Source organism: Desulfuromonas acetexigens (assembly GCF_900111775.1).
In the GTDB taxonomy this organism is placed as follows: Bacteria; Desulfobacterota; Desulfuromonadia; order Desulfuromonadales; family Trichloromonadaceae; genus Trichloromonas; species Trichloromonas acetexigens.
Genome location: NZ_FOJJ01000004.1, coordinates 1 through 19775, shown reverse-complemented (window position 1 = coordinate 19775; position 19775 = coordinate 1). Strand labels below are relative to the sequence as shown.

At 59.4% G+C, this 19775-nt stretch carries 25 protein-coding genes and 1 tRNA gene; 15 read left to right on the top strand and 11 right to left on the bottom strand.

The genetic code is table 11. The features are described 5' to 3' along the window. Positions 1-80: 80 nt before the first annotated feature. From ypfJ to BQ4888_RS03970, 10 genes are all read left to right on the top strand, one after another. Positions 81-941: a KPN_02809 family neutral zinc metallopeptidase gene (ypfJ, locus tag BQ4888_RS04015; RefSeq protein WP_092053987.1), complete on the top strand. Its 861-nt coding sequence runs from the start codon at positions 81-83 to the stop codon at positions 939-941. 7 nt (positions 942-948) lie between these two features. Then, positions 949-1311, top strand: coding sequence for a translation initiation factor Sui1 (locus tag BQ4888_RS04010; RefSeq protein ID WP_420841974.1), 363 nt, complete (start codon positions 949-951; stop codon positions 1309-1311). Positions 1312-1372: 61 nt separating this feature from the next. Further along, positions 1373-1999, top strand: a complete 627-nt coding sequence (locus tag BQ4888_RS04005; protein ID WP_092053983.1) for a LysE family translocator — start codon at positions 1373-1375, stop codon at positions 1997-1999. Positions 2000-2036: 37 nt separating this feature from the next. Continuing rightward, positions 2037-2624, top strand: coding sequence for an SAM-dependent methyltransferase (locus tag BQ4888_RS04000; RefSeq protein ID WP_092053982.1), 588 nt, complete (start codon positions 2037-2039; stop codon positions 2622-2624). A gap of 79 nt (positions 2625-2703) precedes the next feature. Beyond that, positions 2704-2789, top strand: a tRNA-Leu gene (locus BQ4888_RS03995). A gap of 214 nt (positions 2790-3003) precedes the next feature. Then, positions 3004-3651, top strand: coding sequence for a nucleotidyltransferase domain-containing protein (locus tag BQ4888_RS03990; protein WP_205748043.1), 648 nt, complete (start codon positions 3004-3006; stop codon positions 3649-3651). Beyond that, positions 3632-4069 carry a hypothetical protein gene (locus BQ4888_RS03985; protein WP_092053978.1) on the top strand — a complete coding sequence of 146 codons (438 nt, stop codon included), beginning with the start codon at positions 3632-3634 and terminating at the stop codon, positions 4067-4069. Before BQ4888_RS03990 ends, BQ4888_RS03985 begins: the two co-directional genes overlap by 20 nt. A gap of 319 nt (positions 4070-4388) precedes the next feature. After that, positions 4389-4613, top strand: a complete 225-nt coding sequence (locus BQ4888_RS03980) for a hypothetical protein (RefSeq protein ID WP_092053975.1) — start codon at positions 4389-4391, stop codon at positions 4611-4613. Positions 4614-4671: 58 nt separating this feature from the next. Beyond that, a complete protein-coding gene (locus BQ4888_RS03975; RefSeq protein WP_092053973.1) occupies positions 4672-4905 on the top strand; it encodes a hypothetical protein in 234 nt (77 codons plus the stop codon). Between the two features lie 45 nt (positions 4906-4950). Further along, positions 4951-5178: a hypothetical protein gene (locus tag BQ4888_RS03970; protein ID WP_092053971.1), complete on the top strand. Its 228-nt coding sequence runs from the start codon at positions 4951-4953 to the stop codon at positions 5176-5178. A 68-nt stretch (positions 5179-5246) separates the two neighbouring features. Here BQ4888_RS03970 and BQ4888_RS03965 read toward each other — a convergent pair whose 3' ends face one another. The 5 genes from BQ4888_RS03965 to BQ4888_RS03945 all read right to left on the bottom strand — a co-directional run bounded on the left by BQ4888_RS03965 (position 5247) and on the right by BQ4888_RS03945 (position 8111). Next, entirely contained in the window at positions 5247-6521 is a 1275-nt protein-coding gene (locus BQ4888_RS03965; protein ID WP_092053968.1) for a Y-family DNA polymerase, read from the bottom strand. Further along, positions 6506-6868 carry a S24 family peptidase gene (locus BQ4888_RS03960; protein ID WP_092053966.1) on the bottom strand — a complete coding sequence of 121 codons (363 nt, stop codon included), beginning with the start codon at positions 6866-6868 and terminating at the stop codon, positions 6506-6508. The genes BQ4888_RS03965 and BQ4888_RS03960 overlap by 16 nt, the downstream gene beginning before the upstream one ends. Beyond that, complete coding sequence (locus BQ4888_RS03955; RefSeq protein ID WP_092053964.1) at positions 6865-7464, bottom strand: LexA family protein; 600 nt, start codon at positions 7462-7464, stop codon at positions 6865-6867. Before BQ4888_RS03955 ends, BQ4888_RS03960 begins: the two co-directional genes overlap by 4 nt. Positions 7465-7591: 127 nt before the next feature. Beyond that, positions 7592-7870: a type II toxin-antitoxin system RelE/ParE family toxin gene (locus BQ4888_RS03950; protein WP_092053962.1), complete on the bottom strand. Its 279-nt coding sequence runs from the start codon at positions 7868-7870 to the stop codon at positions 7592-7594. Then, the gene (locus BQ4888_RS03945; RefSeq protein ID WP_092053960.1) at positions 7860-8111 is read right to left on the bottom strand and encodes a CopG family ribbon-helix-helix protein; all 252 of its coding nucleotides are present in this window, start codon (positions 8109-8111) and stop codon (positions 7860-7862) included. Before BQ4888_RS03945 ends, BQ4888_RS03950 begins: the two co-directional genes overlap by 11 nt. A gap of 484 nt (positions 8112-8595) precedes the next feature. Here BQ4888_RS03945 and BQ4888_RS03940 point away from each other — a divergent pair, with 484 nt between their 5' ends. From BQ4888_RS03940 to thiM, 4 genes are all read left to right on the top strand, one after another. Further along, a complete protein-coding gene (locus BQ4888_RS03940) occupies positions 8596-10350 on the top strand; it encodes a restriction endonuclease (RefSeq protein ID WP_092053958.1) in 1755 nt (584 codons plus the stop codon). 338 nt (positions 10351-10688) lie between these two features. Continuing rightward, entirely contained in the window at positions 10689-10949 is a 261-nt protein-coding gene (locus BQ4888_RS03935; RefSeq protein WP_092053955.1) for a toxin HicA, read from the top strand. Beyond that, positions 10933-11262 carry a type II toxin-antitoxin system HicB family antitoxin gene (locus BQ4888_RS03930; RefSeq protein ID WP_092053953.1) on the top strand — a complete coding sequence of 110 codons (330 nt, stop codon included), beginning with the start codon at positions 10933-10935 and terminating at the stop codon, positions 11260-11262. Before BQ4888_RS03935 ends, BQ4888_RS03930 begins: the two co-directional genes overlap by 17 nt. An 82-nt stretch (positions 11263-11344) precedes the next feature. Continuing rightward, complete coding sequence (gene thiM, locus BQ4888_RS03925; RefSeq protein ID WP_092053951.1) at positions 11345-12139, top strand: hydroxyethylthiazole kinase; 795 nt, start codon at positions 11345-11347, stop codon at positions 12137-12139. Positions 12140-12318: 179 nt separating this feature from the next. On the opposite strand, the gene BQ4888_RS03920 is transcribed toward thiM, so the two are convergent. From BQ4888_RS03920 to BQ4888_RS03895, 6 genes are all read right to left on the bottom strand, one after another. Continuing rightward, complete coding sequence (locus tag BQ4888_RS03920; protein ID WP_092053948.1) at positions 12319-13335, bottom strand: helix-turn-helix domain-containing protein; 1017 nt, start codon at positions 13333-13335, stop codon at positions 12319-12321. Beyond that, positions 13310-13909 carry a hypothetical protein gene (locus tag BQ4888_RS03915; protein ID WP_092053946.1) on the bottom strand — a complete coding sequence of 200 codons (600 nt, stop codon included), beginning with the start codon at positions 13907-13909 and terminating at the stop codon, positions 13310-13312. Before BQ4888_RS03915 ends, BQ4888_RS03920 begins: the two co-directional genes overlap by 26 nt. A gap of 158 nt (positions 13910-14067) precedes the next feature. Continuing rightward, positions 14068-15030 carry an EamA family transporter RarD gene (gene rarD, locus BQ4888_RS03910; RefSeq protein WP_092053943.1) on the bottom strand — a complete coding sequence of 321 codons (963 nt, stop codon included), beginning with the start codon at positions 15028-15030 and terminating at the stop codon, positions 14068-14070. Between the two features lie 17 nt (positions 15031-15047). Further along, the gene (gene trpA, locus BQ4888_RS03905) at positions 15048-15809 is read right to left on the bottom strand and encodes a tryptophan synthase subunit alpha (RefSeq protein WP_092053940.1); all 762 of its coding nucleotides are present in this window, start codon (positions 15807-15809) and stop codon (positions 15048-15050) included. Further along, on the bottom strand, positions 15802-17028 hold the full coding sequence (gene trpB, locus BQ4888_RS03900; protein ID WP_092053938.1) for a tryptophan synthase subunit beta: 1227 nt from the start codon (positions 17026-17028) through the stop codon (positions 15802-15804). The genes trpA and trpB overlap by 8 nt, the downstream gene beginning before the upstream one ends. Continuing rightward, positions 17021-17752, bottom strand: coding sequence for a GntR family transcriptional regulator (locus BQ4888_RS03895; protein ID WP_092053936.1), 732 nt, complete (start codon positions 17750-17752; stop codon positions 17021-17023). The genes trpB and BQ4888_RS03895 overlap by 8 nt, the downstream gene beginning before the upstream one ends. Before the next feature lie 200 nt (positions 17753-17952). Between BQ4888_RS03895 and BQ4888_RS03890 the strand changes: the two genes are divergently transcribed. After that, entirely contained in the window at positions 17953-19314 is a 1362-nt protein-coding gene (locus BQ4888_RS03890) for a T6SS phospholipase effector Tle1-like catalytic domain-containing protein (protein ID WP_092053934.1), read from the top strand. Positions 19315-19775: the final 461 nt, after the last annotated feature.

Below are 19775 nucleotides of genomic sequence, written 5' to 3'. Positions count from 1 at the left end.
GTGGATTTGAAAAATCGCCGTCGGATTGGGCCCGGATGGCGATCATTGTTCGTTTGGTGCACGTTTGCGAGAGGTGGATTATGCGTTGGCAGGATGGTCGCAGAAGCGACAACGTGGAAGATCGGCGCGGCATGCGCAGCGCGGGGGGGAAGAAGGTCGGGGGCGGTATCGGTGTCATTATCCTGGCGCTGATCGCCATGTATTTCGGCGTCGATCCGGCCATTGTCCTCGATCAGGGAGGGGCGCCCGGCATGTCGGGTGGGGATTCGGCGGTGAGCGCGCCCCGCTCCCCGGAAGAGGACGTGCTGGCCGAATTCGTTTCGGTGGTGCTTGCCGACACCGAGGATGTCTGGAACGACCTTTTCCGGCAGATGGGGCGGGAGTACCGGGAACCGCGCCTGGTGTTGTTCACCGATGCGGTGGAGTCGGCCTGCGGCTACGCCCAGGCGGCGGTCGGGCCCTTTTACTGTCCCTCGGATCAGAGCGTCTATATCGACCTCGGCTTCTATCGCGATCTCAAGTTGCGCCATCAGGCTCCGGGGGATTTCGCTCAGGCCTACGTCATCGCCCATGAGGTCGGTCATCATGTGCAGAAGCTTTTGGGTATCCTCGATAAGGTGAACAACCTGCGGCGGCGGGTGAGCGAGGTGGAAGCCAACCAGTTGCTGGTGCGGATGGAATTGCAGGCGGACTGCATGGCCGGGCTCTGGGCCAACCATGCCCACCGTGAGCGCCAGGTTCTCGAAGAGGGGGATATCGAAGAGGCGCTGAACGCCGCCAGCGCCATCGGCGACGACCGCCTGCAGCGCCAGTCCCGGGGCTATGTTTCCCCCGACTCCTTCACCCACGGCACCTCGGCCCAGCGCGTCGAGTGGTTCACCCGGGGCGCCCGCAGCGGCGACCTGAACCAGTGCGATACCTTTGCCGCCGGACGGCTCTGAGGATTTCATGACCATGAAAAAAACGAACGGCGGGCTGGTCTATTCCAGCGAGCATGGGCGGATGTGCCCTGGCTGCAACCGGCCGAAAGGGGAGTGTGCCTGCGCCCGCAAGATGACGGCTCCGCCTGCAGACGGCGTGGTGCGGGTGTCCCGCCAGACCAAGGGGCGCAAGGGCAAGGGGGTGACGCTTGTCACCGGGGTTCCCCTCGACGAGGCCGGCCTCAAGGCCTTGGCGACCCGGCTCAAACAGCAATGCGGCTGCGGCGGCACGGTCAAGGACGGGGTCATCGAAATCCAGGGGGATCACGCCGAGTTGCTGCTGGTAGAACTCCGGAAACTGGGCTGGACGGTCAAGCGCGCCGGCGGCTAGGGCCATCCGGCTTGCCCATGGTCGTCGCCTGGTCCCTTATCCTTTACTCCCGTGAGCCCTTATGATTCCTTTCGATACCCTACTGCTGTTTTTTACCGCTTCGGTGCTGCTCGGCCTCTCCCCCGGCCCGGACAACCTCTTTGTGATGGCCCAGTCCATTCAACGCGGTCCCGCTTCCGGCCTGCTCGTGACCCTGGGGCTCTGTACCGGGCTGTTGGTCCACACCGCCGCCGTCGCTTTCGGCCTGGCGGCGGTCTTTCAGGCCTCGGCGTTCGCCTTCAATCTGCTGAAATGGGTCGGCGCCGGCTATCTTCTCTACCTCGCCGTCCTGGCCTTTCGCGCCAAGGCGGATGCGGTCGATTCTCCCGGCGCCGCTGTCGTCCCGCGTGCTCGGCTGTACCGGCGGGGGATCATCATGAACATCACCAACCCCAAGGTTTCGGTCTTCTTCCTCGCCTTCCTGCCCCAGTTCGCCGACCCAAGCCGGGGGCCGCTGGCCGTGCAGCTGCTCATTCTCGGCGGCATCTTCATCGTCGCCACCATTCTCGTCTTCGGTTCCGTCAGTCTGCTGGCGGGGGCCGTCGGCGAGCGCTTTCGGCGCTCCGGCCGGGCGCAAATCATCCTCAATCGCCTGGCCGGGACGATCTTCGCCGCCTTGGCGCTTAAGCTGGCCACAAGTACGCGCTGAGAAAGTCGCGGGCGTCGTGGCCTAGAAGGGACGTTTTATGTGGGATCAGCGCTATGCCGCCGATGAATACGTCTACGGCAAAAAGCCCAACGACTTTCTCGCGGAGGTAAGCGGAAGGCTCGCGCCGGGCAAGGTGCTCTGTCTGGCGGAAGGTGAGGGGCGCAACGCCGTCTTTCTCGCCGGGCGGGGGCATGCGGTAACGGCGGTCGACGCTTCCGCCGTCGGTCTGGAAAAAGCCCGGAAACTGGCGGCGGAACGGGGTGTCGAAATCGCCGTCCGGGTCGCCGATCTGGCCGATTTCGCCATCGCGCCGGCGAGCTGGGATGCCGTCGTCGCCATCTTCTGCCACCTGCCTCCCGACCTGCGGCGCCTGGTGCATCGGCGGGTGGTGGACGGCCTGCGCCCCGGCGGGCGCTTCATCCTCGAAGCCTATACCCCCCGGCAACTTCAGTTCAAAACCGGCGGCCCACCCACGGCGGAACTGCTGATGACCCTCGCCGACCTGAAAGAGGAACTCACCGGGCTGGATTTCGAAATCGCGGAAGAAATCGAGCGCGACATCCACGAAGGACACTGCCACTTCGGGCGCGGCGCGGTGGCGCGGATTCTCGGGCGAAAACCCTGAGTTCGGCCCGCCGCCGGGGAGAAAACGGCAGAAAAAAACTTGACCGCCGCTCCGGCCCTCTCTATAATCCACCCACTTTGCCGAAGTGGTGGAATCGGTAGACACGTCGGTCTCAAAAACCGATGCCTTCCGGGCGTGCCGGTTCGAGTCCGGCCTTCGGTACCAAGTAACAATTCAGCAAGGTCTGCAAAGACATGGGAAACCCGCCCAAATGGCGGGTTTTTCTGTTTTTGTCGTTTGGAGTTGTCCAGCGACAAACAACTTCAGCCGATAAGTTTGACGGTATTTTTTGTGGTATTTTCCGAAACTTCCAAATCCGGATACCGTCAAAAAGTGGGTTGCCAAACCACATCCACGGGTGCTCCTGAGAAAAATCTGCTTGTATTATCCCATTTTGGGTTATATGGTTCCCAATATGGGAAGTTTTGACAGGAAAACATTCAGTATCAGCGATGCGCTGTTTACCAAAACACAGCAGCAGCTGTTGCGTCTTCTCTTCGGGCAGCCGGAAAAAAGCTTTTATTCGAAGGAGATTGTCGACAAGGCAGGAATAGGCACCGGCACTGTCCTGCGAGAACTGGAAAAGCTCTCAACGGCCGGTCTTGTGACGGTAAAAAAGATCGGCAACCAGAAACATTACCAGGCAAACCCGTCATCGCCTGTGTTCGATGAGCTAAAAGGAATCGTCCGCAAAACCTTCGGTCTTGCCGATCCGTTGCATCTGGCCCTGGAGCAATTCAAAAACAAGATCAAAGTGGCCTTCATCTACGGTTCCGTTGCGAAGGGCTCAGACAACGCTGAAAGCGACATCGATTTGATGCTGATTTCAGACCAGTTGACCTACCCGGACCTGCTGGTCAGCTTTTCTGAGTTGGAACCCCAATTGGGCAGACAGCTCAACCCGACGATTTATACTGTTGAAGAGTTCCGTAGCAAGATGATTGCGGAAAACAGTTTTGTTGTCAGGGTGATCGAGCAACCCAAAATTTTTCTGATCGGATCGAAAGATGACCTCCCCACAGTTTAAGAACCTGCTAGACATCGGTCAGATAAAGCAGGAACCAGGAGATCAGAAAGAATTCGATGGTCTTCTCCATTCCGGGCGCACGCGGCTCAAGGACTCCAGGATGGATGGTCTGTCGTTGGAGAGTCGTTTCGACCTGGCTTACAATGCCGCACATGCCTTGTCGCTTGCCGCTCTTCGCCGGCACGGTTATCGTTCGGAAAACCGCTATATCGTTTTTCAGTGTCTTCAGCACACGATCGGTGTCGGTCCTGAAGTCTGGCGTGTTCTGGCTCACTGCCACAACCTGCGTAACCGGGGAGAATACGAGGGTCTTCTCGAAGTCAATGATCGACTTGTTCTTGATTTGATACAGGCCGCTGAAGCGGTGCTTGCTGAAGTCGAAAGATTGGGGCCAATCCCTTCAAGAGGTGCCCTCTAGAAGCAATAGGCCCTCCGGTCTTCCCTCCATACACCCTGAATAAAATCCCCATACACCCCATATTTGACCTTTTATTCATATATTTCGGATACTTAGACTGTTTTTAAGTATAATTAATGGATTGTGAATAACGAGAATAAGTATATTTTATTCATACGATTTAACCCCGCCTCCATCCCTCCCCAACACCTTCAGCCAAAATAAATCCTAGTCATTTCAGCATATTATAATTTTTTTAAGTTTATTCTCAGGTTTGGCATGCTCCTCGCTATATAGAAAGACAACAGCAAGGCACAACGGCCTTGGAAAGGAGCACATCATGAAACGCACTCTCTCGACTCTGATTCTCATCGCCGCCTCGGCTTCCACCGCTTTTGCTTCCGGCTCCGCCGAAGGTTCCGGCTTCGGTCTGGTAACCCTGGCGTTCCTGGGCTTCTTCGCCCTGATCATCGCGACCCAGCTGCTTCCGGGTCTGACCCTCTTCATCACCGGCGCCAAGGGCATCTTCGGCAAAGGGAACAAGGAAGCCGGCAGCCATCGGTAAACAGACAACCCGCAACGAACCCGAATCCATCGGATCCCATACTAAAAAGGAGAACATCATGAACGCCATCGCCCGCATCGCCGCCGCCACCGCCGTCCTGTCGACCGTCGCCACTTCCGCTTTCGCCGCCTCGGGTCGCCCCGACGGCAGCGGCATCCTGGTCTGGCTCTTCCTCGGCTTCTGCGGCCTGATCATCGCCGTACAGCTGGTTCCGGCTCTGCTCGTTCTCTTCGGCATGGCCAAAGGGGTTACGGCCCCCCGGGAAGAAACCGCGACCTCCAGCAACCGTTGATTCTTGCCACGACGAACTGAACGACTTGAGATAAAGGAGAACACCATGAACGCCATCGCTCGCATCGCCGCCGCTACCGCCGTCCTGTCGACCGTCGCCACCTCCGCTTTTGCCGCTACCGGCGCCGCTTCCGGCGGGGGCCTGCTGGTCTGGTTGTTTCTCGGCTTCCTCGGCCTGATCGTCGCCACCCAACTCGTTCCCGCCGTGATGCTCCTCTCCGGCATCATCCAGGGCGTGACCAGCGGCAGCGCCGCCGAAGAGTCGGCCCGCTAAGACAGAGCGACAATCCCGACCGATCATCACGACAGCCGAAGCGTAACATTCGCTTCGGCTGTTTTGCGTCAATCGACCGCCTTCGCCACCGCCAGTTCCTCCAAGTGCGTCGTGTAACGGGGCGTGCGCCGTTCGGCGCGCATCGCCCAGCGCGGGTCGCTGCCTTCCGCGCCGAGTTTCACCGTCCCCCGGCCGTAGGCCCGGTTGATCTGGTCCATCGCCGCCATCAGTGCCTGGGATCCGGCCAGCGCCGCGCCATCCTCGAAGAGGGTAGGCTGACGCAACTCTTTGGGAAGCAGTTCGGTGAGGATGACCCCGGCCTTCTGGTAGGCGAAGCCGGGGCGGTAGATGACGCGCAGGCCTTGCAGCGCGGCCTGGGCCAGCAGGCGGGTGTCGGCGGTCGGTTCCAGGGGGAAATGCCGGGAGGCGTGGTACTGGGGGAGATCGGTGCGGAATGGGTTGGTCTGCACGAAGACCCCGACCGAGCCGGCCACCAGGCCTTGCCGGCGCAGCTTCTCGGCGGCGCGAGTGGCGTAGGCGGTGACCGCTTCCTCCAGCGGGGCGAACTCGGTAAGCAGTTGCCCGAAGGAACGTGAGGAGAGGATCTGCCTGCGCGCGGCCGGTCCGGCGGCCAGGGGATAGCAGAGTTCGCCGTTGAGTTCCCGCAGGGTGCGTTCCAGGGTGATGCCGAAGGCCTTCCGGATATGTCCAGGCGCCGCCCGTTTCAAGTCGAGGGCGGTGTGGATGCCGAGGGCTTGCAGCCGCGCCGTCAGGCGACCGCCAACACCCCAGACCTCGGAGACCGGCGCCCAGGCGAGCAGACCGTCGATCTCGGCGGGGGAGAGTTCCCCCAGGGCGCAGGCCCCGGAGAACTCGGGGCGTTTCTTGGCGCAGTGGTTGGCGAACTTGGCCAGGGTCTTGGTCGGGCCGAGGCCGACCCCCACGGAAATCCCCACCAGTCGCCGCACCTCATCGCGGATGATTCGACCGCACGCCCCCGGCGTTGGCTGGGCGCCGGCCAGATCGAGAAAACACTCGTCGATGGAGTAGACTTCCTGCGTCGGACTGAAGGTGGAAAGAATTTTCATCACCCGCGCCGAGAGATCGCCGTACAGGGCGTAATTGCTGGAGAGGGCGACGATGCCGTGACGGCGGGCGAGGGCCGTCAGGGTATGCCAGGGGGCGGCCATGGGGATGCCCAGTGCTTTCGCCTCGGCGGAACGGGCGATGACGCAGCCGTCGTTGTTGGAGAGGACGACCACCGGCTTGCCAATGAGGCGGGGCTGGAAGAGCTGCTCGCAGGAGGCGTAGAAGTTGTTGCAGTCGATCAGGGCGAGGGACACAGGCGATGGATGGCCCAGCGGACCACTCCCCAGACGGTGACTTCGCCGCGCGCCTCGCGGGCCAGGGCGCGCAGCTCGCGCAGAACGAATTCGCCGTCGGCCACGGCGACGACGATATGCCCGGAGCGCGGCGTCACGCTGCGGTCCACCACCAGCAGGTCGCCGTCGAAAATCCCCGCCCCGGCCAGGGCCGGTCCCGCCGCCCGGAAGAAGAAGGTCGCCTCGGGATGGTCGATGAGGCTGCGGTCGAGGCTGATGCCGAGTTCCAGGTAATCCGCCGCCGGGGAGGCGAAGCCGGTCGGCTCCAGTCGCGGCGAGGGCGGCTCAACGCCAATGTCACGGATCATGCCGGCCCCTTGCGCAGCCGTCGGGCCAGGCCGGTGACCACCCCCACCAGGGTCAGTTCCCCCTCGGGGCGGATGTCGGCGAACTCCGGATTCTCCGGGTGCAGCAGCCAGCCTCCGCCGTCCCGCAGCAGCCGTTTCACCGTCAGTTCGCCATCCACCAGCGCCACCACGATCTCCCCCGGCGCCGCCTCCGCCTGACGCTCGACGATCACCATATCCCCGTCGAAAATGTTCGCCTCGCGCATCGACTCCCCCCGCACCCTGACCAGCAGGGTGCGCGACGGGGTATCGACCAGCAGATCGTCGAGCAGCAGCGCCGTCATCCCCGCCTCCACATCGGCGGCCGGACTCCCCGCCTGCACCACCTGCCGCGCCAGTTGCCGCTCGAAAAAGCGCCGAGCCGGCACCCAGGCGCCGTCCGGCGTGCGCTCCAGAAACTCCGCCCGCCGCAGCCGCTCCAGCACCTTTCCCGCCGCCGACCGGGAAGCCAGACCCCAGAGGGCGCAGAGCCGTTCGTAGGAAGGAATCGTCTTCCAGCGGGCGAAGTAGTCTTGCAGGCGGGCGAGGTATTCGGGATCGGACTGGGGGGTGCGCATGATGGCCTCCTGGTGTACGGGTGTTCTCTGGAGTGACTATAGAGAACATTTGTGCGCTTTTCAAGGGGGATGTGCGGAGGCGGGAGAGGGGGAGGGCGGATATCCGCTTTTGCCGCTGCGCGAGTCGTTATTCCGGCCAGCGGCGAGCGTGATGCAAAACGCGCAAGACCTGGAGTGTTCCCAGTTGCACCCGGTAGATAATGAGAAACGGAGTTCCGGTGGCCACGAGTTCCCGGGTGTTGATGACCCGGCCGGGGCGCCCGATGTTGGGTTGACCGGCAAGGGATTCGACGGCTTCCACGACGCGGGAGGCCATGCGGGAGGCCGCCGTGGGGTTGTCGCGGGCGATGTATTCGCCCGCGTCGCGCAAATCGTCGATGGCGGGACGTGTCCAATCAATCCGCATGGCTTTTGCCCCATCGGCTCAGTTCGGCGACGGCTTCATCGTGGCTGACGAGTTCGCCACGATCGGCCGCGTCGATGCCTTCCTTAATCGCGGCGACTTGCCATTCCTGAAGGGCGAGAAATTCTTCGATTGCCTGGGCGGCAAGAAAGGATTTCGAGCGGTTGGTGGCGTGCGCGAGATTTTCCAGGCGCTCGGCCACGGGATCGGATAGGCGAACGGAGACGAGAGTCTGTTTTTTCATAAAAGCACCTCTTGTAATAATGATCATCTTTTTTGATGATACTCGTCCGGTTGGCCGGTTTCAAGCACTGAAAAGGGAAATTGACAAGACTTAAGGGAGAGGCTATAAAAAACGTCTCTAATATGTGATGGTCCCGTTTTGGTTGATCGAGGGGGTAACGTGAAAAACTCCGATTGATCCTGAAAAAGTCGCCGGTTTCGGATTTCATTCCGAACAGGTGGCTTTTTGCTTTTTGTGGGCAACGGGGTTGATGCAGCAACCAGGGTTCAGGCGTTCAGGTTGACAAAGAGGAGGATGGCCGCTGAAAGCGGTCCTCGATGAGATGACTTGGCAACTTGGAAGCCTGACCCGGTAGAATCCCTTTGTTAGAAGTGCTGGGAGATGTTTAAGAATTTTGCCGATGGCGCGAAGCAGACCGTGTTATAACACAGCTTTTCGCAAACCACCTCTATGTTAAATTTAGAAAAAATGGAGACATCGAAGAATGGCTTATCGCGAAATTTGGGAAATTGAAGTTCGGCACGAGGGACTGAATAAATATCGACATATCCGGGGTTCTGATAAATATGTTGTAGAACAGAAAGCTGCTGCTCAAAAGCTCGCATGGGATGATATGTGGGAGAAAAAAAAAGCTTCTGAATCAAAAAAATGTGAACGGGAGGCGGCGATAAAAAGTAAAGAGGAGCAAAAAGAGCTAGCCATTATCAAAACAGAAGAGGCGCAAAGGGCGCTTGATGATTTGGAATCTACACTGATTCATACCCTGTCAGTCGATGATGCAATTGATTGGTCATCACTAGAAGATAAAAAGCCATTCTCCAAACCAAAACCAGGAAAATTTCAAAGTATACCGGCACCAAAAAAAAACAGCCCCATAACGTTTCCCGAGGAGCCAAAAAGATCTGATCCAAAATATTTGGCCAAGTTAGGACTTTTTGATAAGATTTTTTCTAGTCGTAGAAAACAGAAAGAAAAGGAAGCTGAAAACAGTTATTTGGCGGATCGTAGCTTATGGGTTGAAGCAAAGAAAAAGGCAGAATTCGGTAACTCACAGAATGAATTAAAATATTCAGAGAGCTTAAAGGCTTGGGAGTTGGCAAAAAAGGAAATGGAGCTTAAATTTGTCAAAAGCGTTGAGCTATGGGAGAAAGAAAAAACTGATTACGAAATAAAGCAGAAGTCAAACAATAGTATAATACAAGTCAAAAAAGAGCAGTATTTTAACAAGGAAGAGGGTGCTGTTTCAGATTACTGCGAAATGGTGCTTAGCAATTCAGTCTATCCAGATTGTTTCCCACAAGAATGGGACATTGAATACCAGCCTAAAACAAAGATTATTATTGTTGACTACTCTTTGCCTGATATTGATTCAATCCCAACATTGAAAAGCGTCAAATATATTGCGACGAGGGATGAGTTTTCAGAAACACACATATCCGCAGCAGCATTAAATAAATTGTATGATGATCTGTTGTATCAAATTGCTCTCAGAACCATACATGAATTGTATGAGGCAGATGTTGCAAATGCACTTGAATCAATCGTTTTTAATGGCTGGGTAGAATCTGTAGACAAGGCAACAGGCAAAAATGTTAATTCTTGTATTATGTCATTACAGGCTGCAAAAGATGAGTTTTTAGCAATTAATCTTGAAAAAGTTGACCCAAAAGCATGCTTTAAGCAATTAAAGGGGGTCGGCAGTAGCAAGTTGCATGGTCTTTCCCCCGTGGCACCAATCATAAACATAAACAAAGATGATAGGCGATTTGTCACCGCATATGCCGTTGTAGATGAAGTTGGCGGTGCGGACAATCTTGCAGCAATGGATTGGCAAGATTTTGAAAACTTGATAAGGGAAATCTTCGAGAAAGAATTTGTAAGTTCTGGCGGTGAAGTCAAGATAACCCAGGCTAGTCGAGATGGCGGTGTCGATGCTATAGCGTTCGACCCAGACCCAATTCGCGGTGGGAAAATTGTAATTCAGGCAAAGAGATATACCAACGTAGTTGGCGTGTCAGCAGTAAGAGATTTATATGGTACAACTGTTAACGAAGGTGCAACCAAAGGAATCTTGGTTACTACAGCGGACTATGGTCCAGATGCGTACGAGTTCGCTAAAGGAAAGCCGCTCACGCTTTTGAATGGTAGCAATTTGCTACATCTATTGGATAAACATGGTCATAAGGCAAAAATTGATTTAAAAGAAGCAAAAAAAATACTAAGTGAGAAAAAAATCTAACAATCACATGCATCAAGAAAGTCGCGGAGTCAAGCTTCCAAGTTGACAAGTTGAACACCCTTAATTTCGTGGTGATGAACAACACCGCCAACGCGCTGCCGGCCGTGCCCTAACGGTCATAGGCGTCTGTCGGGAGATAGCCGCCAACCTGACCTGATGGCGAATTTTGAGGCGAATTTTGGGTCAGGAGGCGAATTTTGGGTCAGGCTTCCAAGTTGACAAGTTGAAACATCATCAATTTCGGGGTGATCTTCAACACCGCCAACTTGTCCTGATGACCGGGGTCACCCCACCTTCCATCCCTTGACGAGTGGTATCAATAAGGATACTATTTATCCATGGCGCCGATTGCTGATCTGATTGCGCGAATGCGCGAGAATCCTGGGGGCGTCCGTTTTGCCGATCTGTGCAAGGTCTGCGATTACTTTTTCGGCCAGGCACGGCAGACGAGCGGAAGTCATCGAGTCTACAAAACACCTTGGATCGGCGACCCGCGTGTCAACATCCAGAATCGCAAGGGATGCGCGAAAGCCTATCAGGTGAAACAGGTTCTCAAGGCAATCGAACGATTGGAGATCGAACATGGCGGAGAACGCTGATAAATATACCTACCGGGTCACTTGGTCGGAAGAAGACGCCGAACACGTTGGTCTTTGTGTTGAGTTTCCGAGCCTTAGTTGGTTGGCGGCTTCTCCCGAGGCCGCCCTCAAAGGTATTCGCAAGCTTGTCGCGGAAGTTGTGTGCGACATGGCGGAAAATGGCGAGCAAGTGCCCGAACCGCTTTCAACCAAGCATTTCAGCGGCAAATTCATGGTGCGCGTCCCGCCCGAGGTACACCGTCAACTGGCGATGGAGGCGGCCGAAGCCCATGTCAGCCTTAATCGACTTGCAAGCGCGAAGCTGAGTCAATGAGCTATGCACCTTGAAAGAGGGGATACACCGTCCTGGCGGATTCAGGAATGCTCAAGGACTTTGACGAGGCAGGAGAAGTAGCGTGGTGGACGAGCTCTGGAACGATCTGCGGCGCGTGCGGGAAGAGGCGCCGCTGGTTCACAATATCACCAATTTCGTGGTGATGAACAACACCGCCAACGCGCTGTTGGCCGTCGGCGCCCTGCCGGTCATGGCACATGCCGTGGAAGAGGTGGCCGAGATGACCGCTCTCGCCGGGGCGCTGGTGATCAATATCGGCACGTTGGCGCGGGAATGGATCGAGGCCATGGCGACGGCGATGGCGACCGCCCGCGAGCGGGGGATTCCCATTGTCTTCGACCCGGTTGGCGCCGGGGCCACGACCTTTCGCACCCAGACCTGTTTCGACCTGCTCGGCCGGGTGGCGCCCGCCGTCATTCGCGGGAACGCCTCGGAGATCATGGCCCTAGCGGGAAGTGCCGTGCGCACCAAAGGGGTCGACAGCTCGGCAGCGGCCGATGCCGCCGAGGACGCGGCGCTGCTGCTGGCCCGGCGCTATTCCTGCGCGGTCGTCGTCAGCGGCGCGGTCGATCTGCTGGTGGATGGCAAGAGGAAATTCCTGGTTCGCAACGGCCATCCGCTGATGCCGAAGGTCACCGGTCTCGGCTGCACCGCGACGGCGCTGGTCGGGGCCTTTTGCGCGGTCAACGGCGATTCGCTGACGGCCGCCCGCCATGCCATGACGGTCATGGGCATCTGCGGGGAGCTCGCCGCCGCCAAAGCCGCCGGGCCGGGAAGCATGCAGGTTCATTTTATCGACGCCCTGTACAATCTCGATGCCGAACAGCTCCGCGCCCACGGGCTCGACCCCCGCTAGCTGCCCACCGTCGCGCATCCCCCGAAACACCGCTCCAGTGCCCCAACGCCGGGGTCAGGTCTTTCTTTGCCACATTCCCCGTCGCCGCATCGTCTCTTTCCTCCCGCAAAAACTTCCCGAAGATGACAGGAAAGACGCCCGGTCAAGTTTTCTCTTCGGAATCGGGATCGTGGCAACCGCTACAACGATGCCAGCATTTTGCTGATGTCCTCGACAAAAACCTCATAATATTTTTCGCCTGGGAACGAAAAAGCTCCCCTTAACGGTTGTCCCAGTCCCGCGTCTCCCAGCAACGGCCCGATCTCTTTCGCCAACCGCCGCCACTCGGAAGCCAGCATCAGCGCATCAAGTTCCTGGCGTTTAGGGTCGGCCACGCCCAGCCAGAGAATCTCCAAGGCACGAAACAGCGGAACGGAATTCACCCACGGGGTCAAGCCATTGGGGCGCAATAGCTTGTCGAGGGTTTCCGGGGCCAGAGCGTACCGTTTCTCGCGACCGCTGCTGCGTACCTGTACCACCCCGGAGTGAACCATTTCGACCAGAACATTCTGGGTCGAGCGTGGCCCCTGCCCGATCGCTTTGGCGATCCGCGAAGGATGAATTTCATCGACCGACCCGAGCAAACAAAGGATTTCGCACCGAAGATTCACGCCAAAGAGCGCCCGCAAGCGCAACAGCAGGGCCGGCATCCCTTCTCTAGGGAACGGTTGGGAAAGACCCCGCGTTTGAAGCGATGGCCGCAATAGCCCATGGCGACGGAAAATTTCATCGCATTCTTTCGGCGTCGGCATCGGTCGCCCATCCTTCATGAAGAAAAGGGGCGATTCCTCTTTTCGCGCGTATTTCGTCGCCAGTTTTTTCCACTTGAGCACCACCGAGGATTTGCGCCCAAGCATCTCCGCGACGGCGCTGAGTTCCGCTTGGGCTTGGAAGCCGGATTGTGTCACCAGATTCTGCAGGCGCTGGATGTTCATGAAATTTCCGTTGACTTCCAACCAGTCCAGGACTTCATCAAAGAGCCGGGCATCGTAGCGGGCAACCGTCATGGTCAGCAGCAACAGCGCCTCCGGGTCGATCACCCGCGACTCTTCGGACAGCCCATAGCCGGAGACGCCAAGGGCGGTCCATTGCCGCCAGAGCAGGTCAAGCAGTTGGTCGAGGACGGTTTTTTTAAATTCGCTCAACGAGATGGGCATAGCCGAACTCCCGGAAAAACATGCGGATGCTTTCCTTGTAGCCTTCGGAGGGATCGTGGGTTGTTGACCAGGCGATGGCCGCCAGCAATTCTCCGTCCGTCGGCTCCAACGCCTGAAGATCGGTGGCATGGTAGCTGCCGAACTGATCGACGGCCGCGTAAAGCTTGAAAAAAATCTGGTCGATCCGGCCGATGAACGCGACGGTCAACTTTTCACCGAACCACCGCCATTGCAATCGGTCGGCAAAACCTTCGGGAAGGCCCAGACGATAGAGTCCCCCGTCGCCGCTGCTCGGTCCGTTGTTCAGCCAATCGGCGGGAAGGTCCAGATCCTCCGCCACCTCTTTGGCTGCTTTGACCAATTCCACCGGAAGCGGCGCGGGGTCGATCAGCTCCCCCGCGTCGTTCGCCAGCGCGACGATGTCGACATCCCGGGTGGCTCGCATGGCCATTTCAGTTGCTACCAGGGCCGTGCCACCACACACGACCAGGTTGTAATTGGGGGAACCTGCGATGGCCAACCGTCCATTCAGCAGCCGCAATGCGGTATCGAACTGCTCGTATTGATATGACATTGTATCCTCTAGTTCGTTTTTTGCGAACTATAAATGACATTTTAAAGGAAGGCAAGAGGGGGCAGTCGGGGTCGGGCCTTTCTCCGACTTGTTTCCATCGCCCGATATTCCCCTCCAACTCCGTCTCGCCCATCCCCTGAGCGAAAACACGCCGCCGATCAGGCCGCTTGTTTGTCTTTGTCGGAACCCCTTCCCATCCCTTGCCACAGGGCATCGCTGGTATAGACGGCGAGGGCGGCCCAGATGCAGAGAAAGCTGATGAGATGGCTACGGGAGAAGGCCTCGTTGTAGAGACCGACGGCGAGGAGGAAGTGGAGGCTGGGGGTGATGTACTGGAGGAAGCCGATGGTGGACAGGCGCAGGCGACGGGCGGCGCCGATGAAGCCGAGCAGAGGCAGGGCGGTGACGACTCCGGCCAGGGGGAGGAGCAGGTTGAGATCGGGGGAGCCGGCGAGAAAGACGCCTTGTTCCGTGAACTGCAGATAGATCAGGTAGCCCAGGGCGAAGGGGGTGAGAAGGAGGGTTTCGATGGTCAGGCCGAGCAGGGCGTCGACCCGCGCCAGTTTGCGCAACAGCCCATAGAGCCCGAAGGTGGTGGCAAGGACCAGGGCGATCCAGGGAATGCTGCCGTGCTGTAGCGCGAGGTTGAGGACACCGAGGGCGGCCAGACCGACGCTGATCCGTTGCCACAAGGTCAGTTTTTCCCGCAGGAAGAGAAAGCCGAGCAGCACGCTGATCAGCGGGGTCATGAAATAGCCGAGGCTCGATTGCAGCACCTGGCCCCGTTGCACGGCGAGGATGAAGACCGACCAGTTGGCGGCGATGAGCAGGGTCGAGCCGCCGAGGGTAAGGAGCGTTCCCCGGTCGCGCAGCACGCGCCAGAGCGGTCCGAGCCGGTGCGACAGGCCGACCAGCAGAAGCAGGAAGGCCGCCGACCAGAAGATGCGGTGGCTGACCACTTCCAGCGGGGTGGCGGCGTTGAGCAGTTTGAAAAAGGCCGGAAAGGAGCCCCAGCTGATATAGGCCAGCAGCCCCAGGGTGAGTCCCTGGCGGGCACGGCGGCGGGCGGCGCCTTCCGGAGAGGTTTCGGCGGAAAGCTCCGCCGGCGGTCGGGAGTTCATGACGGCTCGCCCTTTGCCTAGCGCAAGCCCTTGAGGAAGGTCCCCACCGCCTCGACCCCGTCACGATCGAAGACCCGGATCGCCTGGCTGCCGACCACGGCGATATCGGCCTTACCCTTAAGAAACTCCACATCCTCCCGGCTGCCCACGCCGAAACCGAGGGCCAAGGGGAGTTCGGTGGCCTGCCGGCAGCGGGCGAGATAGGCGTCGAGATCCCGCGAGAATTCGGTGTGGGCGCCGGTAACCCCCTTGCGGGCGACACAGTAGACGAAGCCCCCGGCGTTTTCGGCGATGAGTTTCAGCCGGTAGTCGGGGCTGTTGGGGGCGAGGATGAAGATCGGGTCGAGGCCGTTTGCGGCCATTGCCCGCAGATAGTCCCCCGCTTCCTCCGGCGGTAGATCGGGGACGATGGCCCCTTTCAGGCCGCGCTCCGCCATGGCCGCCGCGAATTTCGCCACCCCGTATTTGAAGAGGATGTTGTAGTAGGTCATGAAGAGGAAGGGGATGTCGAACTCCCGGGAGACCCGCTCGGCGAAATCGAGACACTGCTCGACGGTGATGCCGGTGGCCAGCGCTTCCTGGTTGGCGCGCAGGATCACCGGGCCGTCGGCGATCGGCTCGGAAAAGGGGATCTGCAACTCCATCAGATCGACCCCGGCCTCGACCATCGCCTTGACGATCTGGTAGGAATCCTCCAGCGACGGGTAGCCGATGACAATGTGGGTCATCAGCAGGATGTCTTTGCTCTTCAATTGTTCGCGGATGGTGGTCTCAAGCATGATATTGCTCCGCCTTGTGTCGGATGAATTGCCGCCAGGCCGGATCCTCGAAAGCGTCGGCCACGGTGAAGATGTCCTTGTCGCCCCGCCCGGACTGATTGACGATGATGAGGTCGTCGGGGGCCAGCGTCGGCGCTTCCTTGAAGGCCTGGGCGAAGGCGTGGGACGACTCCAGGGCCGGGATCAGCCCTTCCTTGCGCATGGTCAGGGCCAGGGCGTCGATCACCTCGCGGTCGGTGGCCGCTTCGAAACGGGCCCGGTCGCTGGTGTGCAGATGGGAGAGAATCGGCGAGACGCCGACGTAATCGAGGCCGGCGGCGATGCTGTGGGTTTCCTGCATCTGGCCGTCGTTATTTTGCAGGAAATAGGTCTTGTAGCCCTGGGCCACGCCGATGCTGGCGTCCTTCGAGGCCAGCCGGGCGGCGTGCATCCCCGAGTCGATTCCATGGCCGCCGGCTTCCACGCCGACCAGTTCCACCGGATCGTTCATGAATCCCGAGAACAGCCCCATGGCGTTGCTGCCACCGCCGACGCAGGCGTAGACCCGCTTGGGCAGTTTGCCCTCCCGTTCGAGAATCTGCTTGCGCGCCTCCTGGCCGATGATCGACTGGAAATAGGTCACCATCTCCGGGAAGGGGTGGGGGCCGCAGGCGGTGCCGAGGACGTAGTGGGTATTGTCCATGTTCGAGACCCAGTCGCGGAAGGCCTCGTTGATGGCGTCTTTGAGAGTGCGCGAACCGTCCTTGACCGGCACTACCGTCGCCCCGAGGCGCTCCATCCAGAAGACGTTGGGGCGCTGCCGTTCGACGTCGACCTCGCCCATGTAGATGGTGCACTCCAGGCCGTAGCGGGCGGCCATGGTGGCGGTGGCGACGCCGTGCTGACCGGCGCCGGTCTCGGCGATCACTCGCGTCTTGCCCATCCGCTTGACTAGCAGCCCCTGGCCCATGACGTTGTTCGCCTTGTGGGCGCCGGTGTGGTTGAGGTCCTCGCGCTTGATATAGATTTTCGCCCCGCCGAAATGCCGGGTCAGATTTTCGGCGAAGGTCAAAGGGGTGGCGCGGCAGGAGTAGGTCGACATGATCTCAACATATTCGGCCCAGAAATTCGGGTCGTTTTTTGCCGCGTCGAAGGCGGCCTCCAGCTCGTCGAAGGTGGCGGCCAGGATTTCCGGGACGAAAGCGCCGCCGAATTCCGCGTAATAGCCACGGTTACGCATGGTTGAAACCTCCAAGGGTTTGGGAGAAGACAAAGTGGTCGGTGCGACAGTAGAGCCGGGAAAAAAAACCGGCTTCGCGCTGGGGAAAGTGCAGCAGGCGCTCGACCCGCAGGATGGCGGTCTCGGCGGAGACCTCCAGACGCTGGCCGCGCTCGCCGCTGAGATAGTCGATGGCGAAACTCTGGCGGCCGCCGGAGGGGCGCAGAAAATAGCGCTCCGCCGCCAGCGCCGAGAGGGATTTCCCGGCGAGATCGAGGCGGTCGAGGCCGGGAAAGAGGACGGCGTCGAGGTCGAGCTCTTCGAGGAGCACCGGGGTGTCGTCGCTGCGGGTCAGGCGGGTCAGGGTGAAGACTTCGCGTCCGGCGAGGGGATGGCGTTCGCCATCGGCGATGCTCCGGCGCGCAACCTGGCCCAACAGGCGGCTCTCTATGGCCAGCCCCTGCTTACGGAAGGAGGCACTGGTGCCGTCGAGGGAGAAAAGATCGATTTCTTTGGGCGCTTCGCGCACATAGGTACCCGAACCCCGCCGCCGGCTGAGCAGCCCCTGGCGCACCAGGGCGTCGAGGGCCTGGCGCACCGTCGGCCGACCGATGCCGTACGCCGTCGCCAGTCGCGGTTCCGAAGGAATGCGCTCGCCCGGCGCGAACTCCCCGGCGCGGATGGCGGCCGCCAGCCGTTCGGCCAGTTGGTGATAGAGGGGGGTGGGGGATTGGGGGTCGAGCATCGGGATGCCTTTACGAAGAAGTTGAAGGCATCTAACCAATAATCTGTAAAGTTGTCAAGACAAATTATTCGTCGTTTCTCTTCTTGCGGAGGCCGCCGGCGGCGATTAAAATTAACAGTCCGTAACCGTTTCGCCGGGCGACGGAAACGGTCGGGAGGATCCCTGAAGATCGCGGGCGGCGGAGCCGCCGGGAGGTACAAATGAGCAAGAGAATCATCATCTGTTGCGACGGAACCTGGAACGAGCCGGAGAAGATGAAGAATGGACGGCGGGTGCCGACCAACGTGGTCAAGCTGGTGCGGGCCATCGAACCCCGGGACGATGCGCGAGGGATCGATCAGGTCGTCTATTACGGTCGCGGGGTGGGGACCGGCGCCTTCGGCTACGTCGATAAATACCTCGGCGGCGGCACCGGCCTGGGCATCTCCCGCAACATCCGCGAGGCCTATCAGTTTCTCGCCCTGAACTATGTCGAGGGGGATGAAGTCTTCTGCTTCGGTTTCAGCCGGGGCGCCTACACCGTGCGTTGTCTTTCCGGCATGCTCGATGCCGTCGGGCTGCTCGACAAGAACGACCTCGACCATCTTCCCGACGCCTATGCCTATTACCGCACCCCGCCGGAGAAACGCGCCTCTTCCAAATACCATCTGCGCCTGATCGATCTGCCGCGCCGTTGGCCGAAAATCAGGTTTCTCGGCGTCTGGGACACCGTCGGCGCCCTCGGCGCGCCGACCCCCATGCTCGGGACAATTTCCAAAAAACTCTGGGTCGGTTTTCACGATGCCGCCCTGTCGAGCCTGGTGGAGAACGCCTGCCAGGCGTTGGCCGTCGATGAGCGGCGCGGCCCCTTCGCCCCGGCCCTTTGGGACCGGCGCACCGGGCAGAAAAGCGTGCGGCAGGTCTGGTTCGCCGGGGTCCATTCCAATATCGGCGGCGGTTATGCCGACGGCGGACTCTCCGACCTGGCTCTGGTCTGGATGGTCGACCGGGCGCGGGAAGAGGGGTTGTTTTTCGACGATAAGTATCTCAGGGACAGCAAACGAGTCGATCCTCAATACGCCGGCAAGCTGGAGGATTCTTTCTCCCTCGGCTACCGATTCCTTCAGGCTCTGCGGGTCAAGCCCTATCCCCGGCCTATCGGCCAATTTCCGGATATGGGGGAGATGGTGCACGAAAGCGTCATCAAGCGCCTGCTGCAACCCCATCTCGATTACCGTCCCGAAAACATCGTCGCCCCCGGGCAGGATCCCGGGACGATCATCGACCAGAACAACCCGCGCCCGACCCTCCGCATCGGCGAGCTGCTGGTGCCGATCTTCCGCGAGCGCCGGGCCGCCCGACGCGATCTCGGCGCCGAACCGGCGACCCTGATGCTGGGGGATAACGTCGCCGTCCCCTGTCAGGTTTCCAATTACAGTGACGCCGGCGGCGTGATGCTGGCCGTGCCTCAGCCGGTGGAGCCGGGGACCGAGGGGGTTCTCGAATACGGCCAGATCGGCCGGCACAAGATCCGCGTGGTCTGGCGGCGGGAGAATACGATCGGCGTCAAGTTCGCGGCCTGAGAAAGGATGGCGTTAGCACAAAAGAACGGCCCCGAGGAGTTCTCCTTCGGGGCCGTTTTCGTTAGGGGGCGGTTTAAAACCGTCGGGACTCGCCCTGACAGGCGACCTGCTTTTTGTTGGATGACAAAAAGTAGGCAAAAAAACGTCTGCCACTGCGTGGGGAATTACGGTCGCGGTCGGCAGTTGCCTTGATCGCTGTCGGTTCCAATAACGCCGACAGAGTTTATTATCTCAACTTTCGCAGCAGTATGACAGGGCCTAAAGCCCTGAAATCAAAATGATCTTTCAAAAGACATGGGCCGGAAGTAGCGTTGCTCGTCGTAACAAGGCCGGGATCTGGGCCATGAAGTCCTCCAGCATCCCCCTTAGCGAGGCGGTCGGGAGTTCGGCGAAAGTCTTCAACACCTGCTCCAGATGGCTCAAGAGCAGTCGGAGTGCTTCGGCAAAACTGACCTGCCGCA

What these genes read in the sequence shown, in the direction of transcription:
- BQ4888_RS04010 (WP_420841974.1), top strand. Translation starts at nt 949, where the DNA reads ATGACCATGAAAAAAACGAACGGCGGGCTGGTCTATTCCAGCGAGCAT.
- BQ4888_RS03975 (WP_092053973.1), top strand. Translation starts at nt 4,672, where the DNA reads ATGAACGCCATCGCCCGCATCGCCGCCGCCACCGCCGTCCTGTCGACC.
- BQ4888_RS03945 (WP_092053960.1), bottom strand. Translation starts at nt 8,111, where the DNA reads ATGAAAAAACAGACTCTCGTCTCCGTTCGCCTATCCGATCCCGTGGCC.
- BQ4888_RS03985 (WP_092053978.1), top strand. Translation starts at nt 3,632, where the DNA reads ATGACCTCCCCACAGTTTAAGAACCTGCTAGACATCGGTCAGATAAAG.
- BQ4888_RS03895 (WP_092053936.1), bottom strand. Translation starts at nt 17,752, where the DNA reads ATGCTCGACCCCCAATCCCCCACCCCCCTCTATCACCAACTGGCCGAA.
- BQ4888_RS03920 (WP_092053948.1), bottom strand. Translation starts at nt 13,335, where the DNA reads ATGCCCATCTCGTTGAGCGAATTTAAAAAAACCGTCCTCGACCAACTG.
- BQ4888_RS03950 (WP_092053962.1), bottom strand. Translation starts at nt 7,870, where the DNA reads ATGCGGATTGATTGGACACGTCCCGCCATCGACGATTTGCGCGACGCG.
- BQ4888_RS03980 (WP_092053975.1), top strand. Translation starts at nt 4,389, where the DNA reads ATGAAACGCACTCTCTCGACTCTGATTCTCATCGCCGCCTCGGCTTCC.
- ypfJ (WP_092053987.1), top strand. Translation starts at nt 81, where the DNA reads ATGCGTTGGCAGGATGGTCGCAGAAGCGACAACGTGGAAGATCGGCGC.
- BQ4888_RS03970 (WP_092053971.1), top strand. Translation starts at nt 4,951, where the DNA reads ATGAACGCCATCGCTCGCATCGCCGCCGCTACCGCCGTCCTGTCGACC.
- BQ4888_RS03955 (WP_092053964.1), bottom strand. Translation starts at nt 7,464, where the DNA reads ATGCGCACCCCCCAGTCCGATCCCGAATACCTCGCCCGCCTGCAAGAC.
- BQ4888_RS03930 (WP_092053953.1), top strand. Translation starts at nt 10,933, where the DNA reads ATGGCGGAGAACGCTGATAAATATACCTACCGGGTCACTTGGTCGGAA.
- BQ4888_RS03935 (WP_092053955.1), top strand. Translation starts at nt 10,689, where the DNA reads ATGGCGCCGATTGCTGATCTGATTGCGCGAATGCGCGAGAATCCTGGG.
- trpB (WP_092053938.1), bottom strand. Translation starts at nt 17,028, where the DNA reads ATGCGTAACCGTGGCTATTACGCGGAATTCGGCGGCGCTTTCGTCCCG.
- BQ4888_RS03960 (WP_092053966.1), bottom strand. Translation starts at nt 6,868, where the DNA reads ATGATCCGTGACATTGGCGTTGAGCCGCCCTCGCCGCGACTGGAGCCG.
- BQ4888_RS04000 (WP_092053982.1), top strand. Translation starts at nt 2,037, where the DNA reads ATGTGGGATCAGCGCTATGCCGCCGATGAATACGTCTACGGCAAAAAG.
- BQ4888_RS04005 (WP_092053983.1), top strand. Translation starts at nt 1,373, where the DNA reads ATGATTCCTTTCGATACCCTACTGCTGTTTTTTACCGCTTCGGTGCTG.
- BQ4888_RS03890 (WP_092053934.1), top strand. Translation starts at nt 17,953, where the DNA reads ATGAGCAAGAGAATCATCATCTGTTGCGACGGAACCTGGAACGAGCCG.
- trpA (WP_092053940.1), bottom strand. Translation starts at nt 15,809, where the DNA reads ATGCTTGAGACCACCATCCGCGAACAATTGAAGAGCAAAGACATCCTG.
- BQ4888_RS03940 (WP_092053958.1), top strand. Translation starts at nt 8,596, where the DNA reads ATGGCTTATCGCGAAATTTGGGAAATTGAAGTTCGGCACGAGGGACTG.
- BQ4888_RS03915 (WP_092053946.1), bottom strand. Translation starts at nt 13,909, where the DNA reads ATGTCATATCAATACGAGCAGTTCGATACCGCATTGCGGCTGCTGAAT.
- rarD (WP_092053943.1), bottom strand. Translation starts at nt 15,030, where the DNA reads ATGAACTCCCGACCGCCGGCGGAGCTTTCCGCCGAAACCTCTCCGGAA.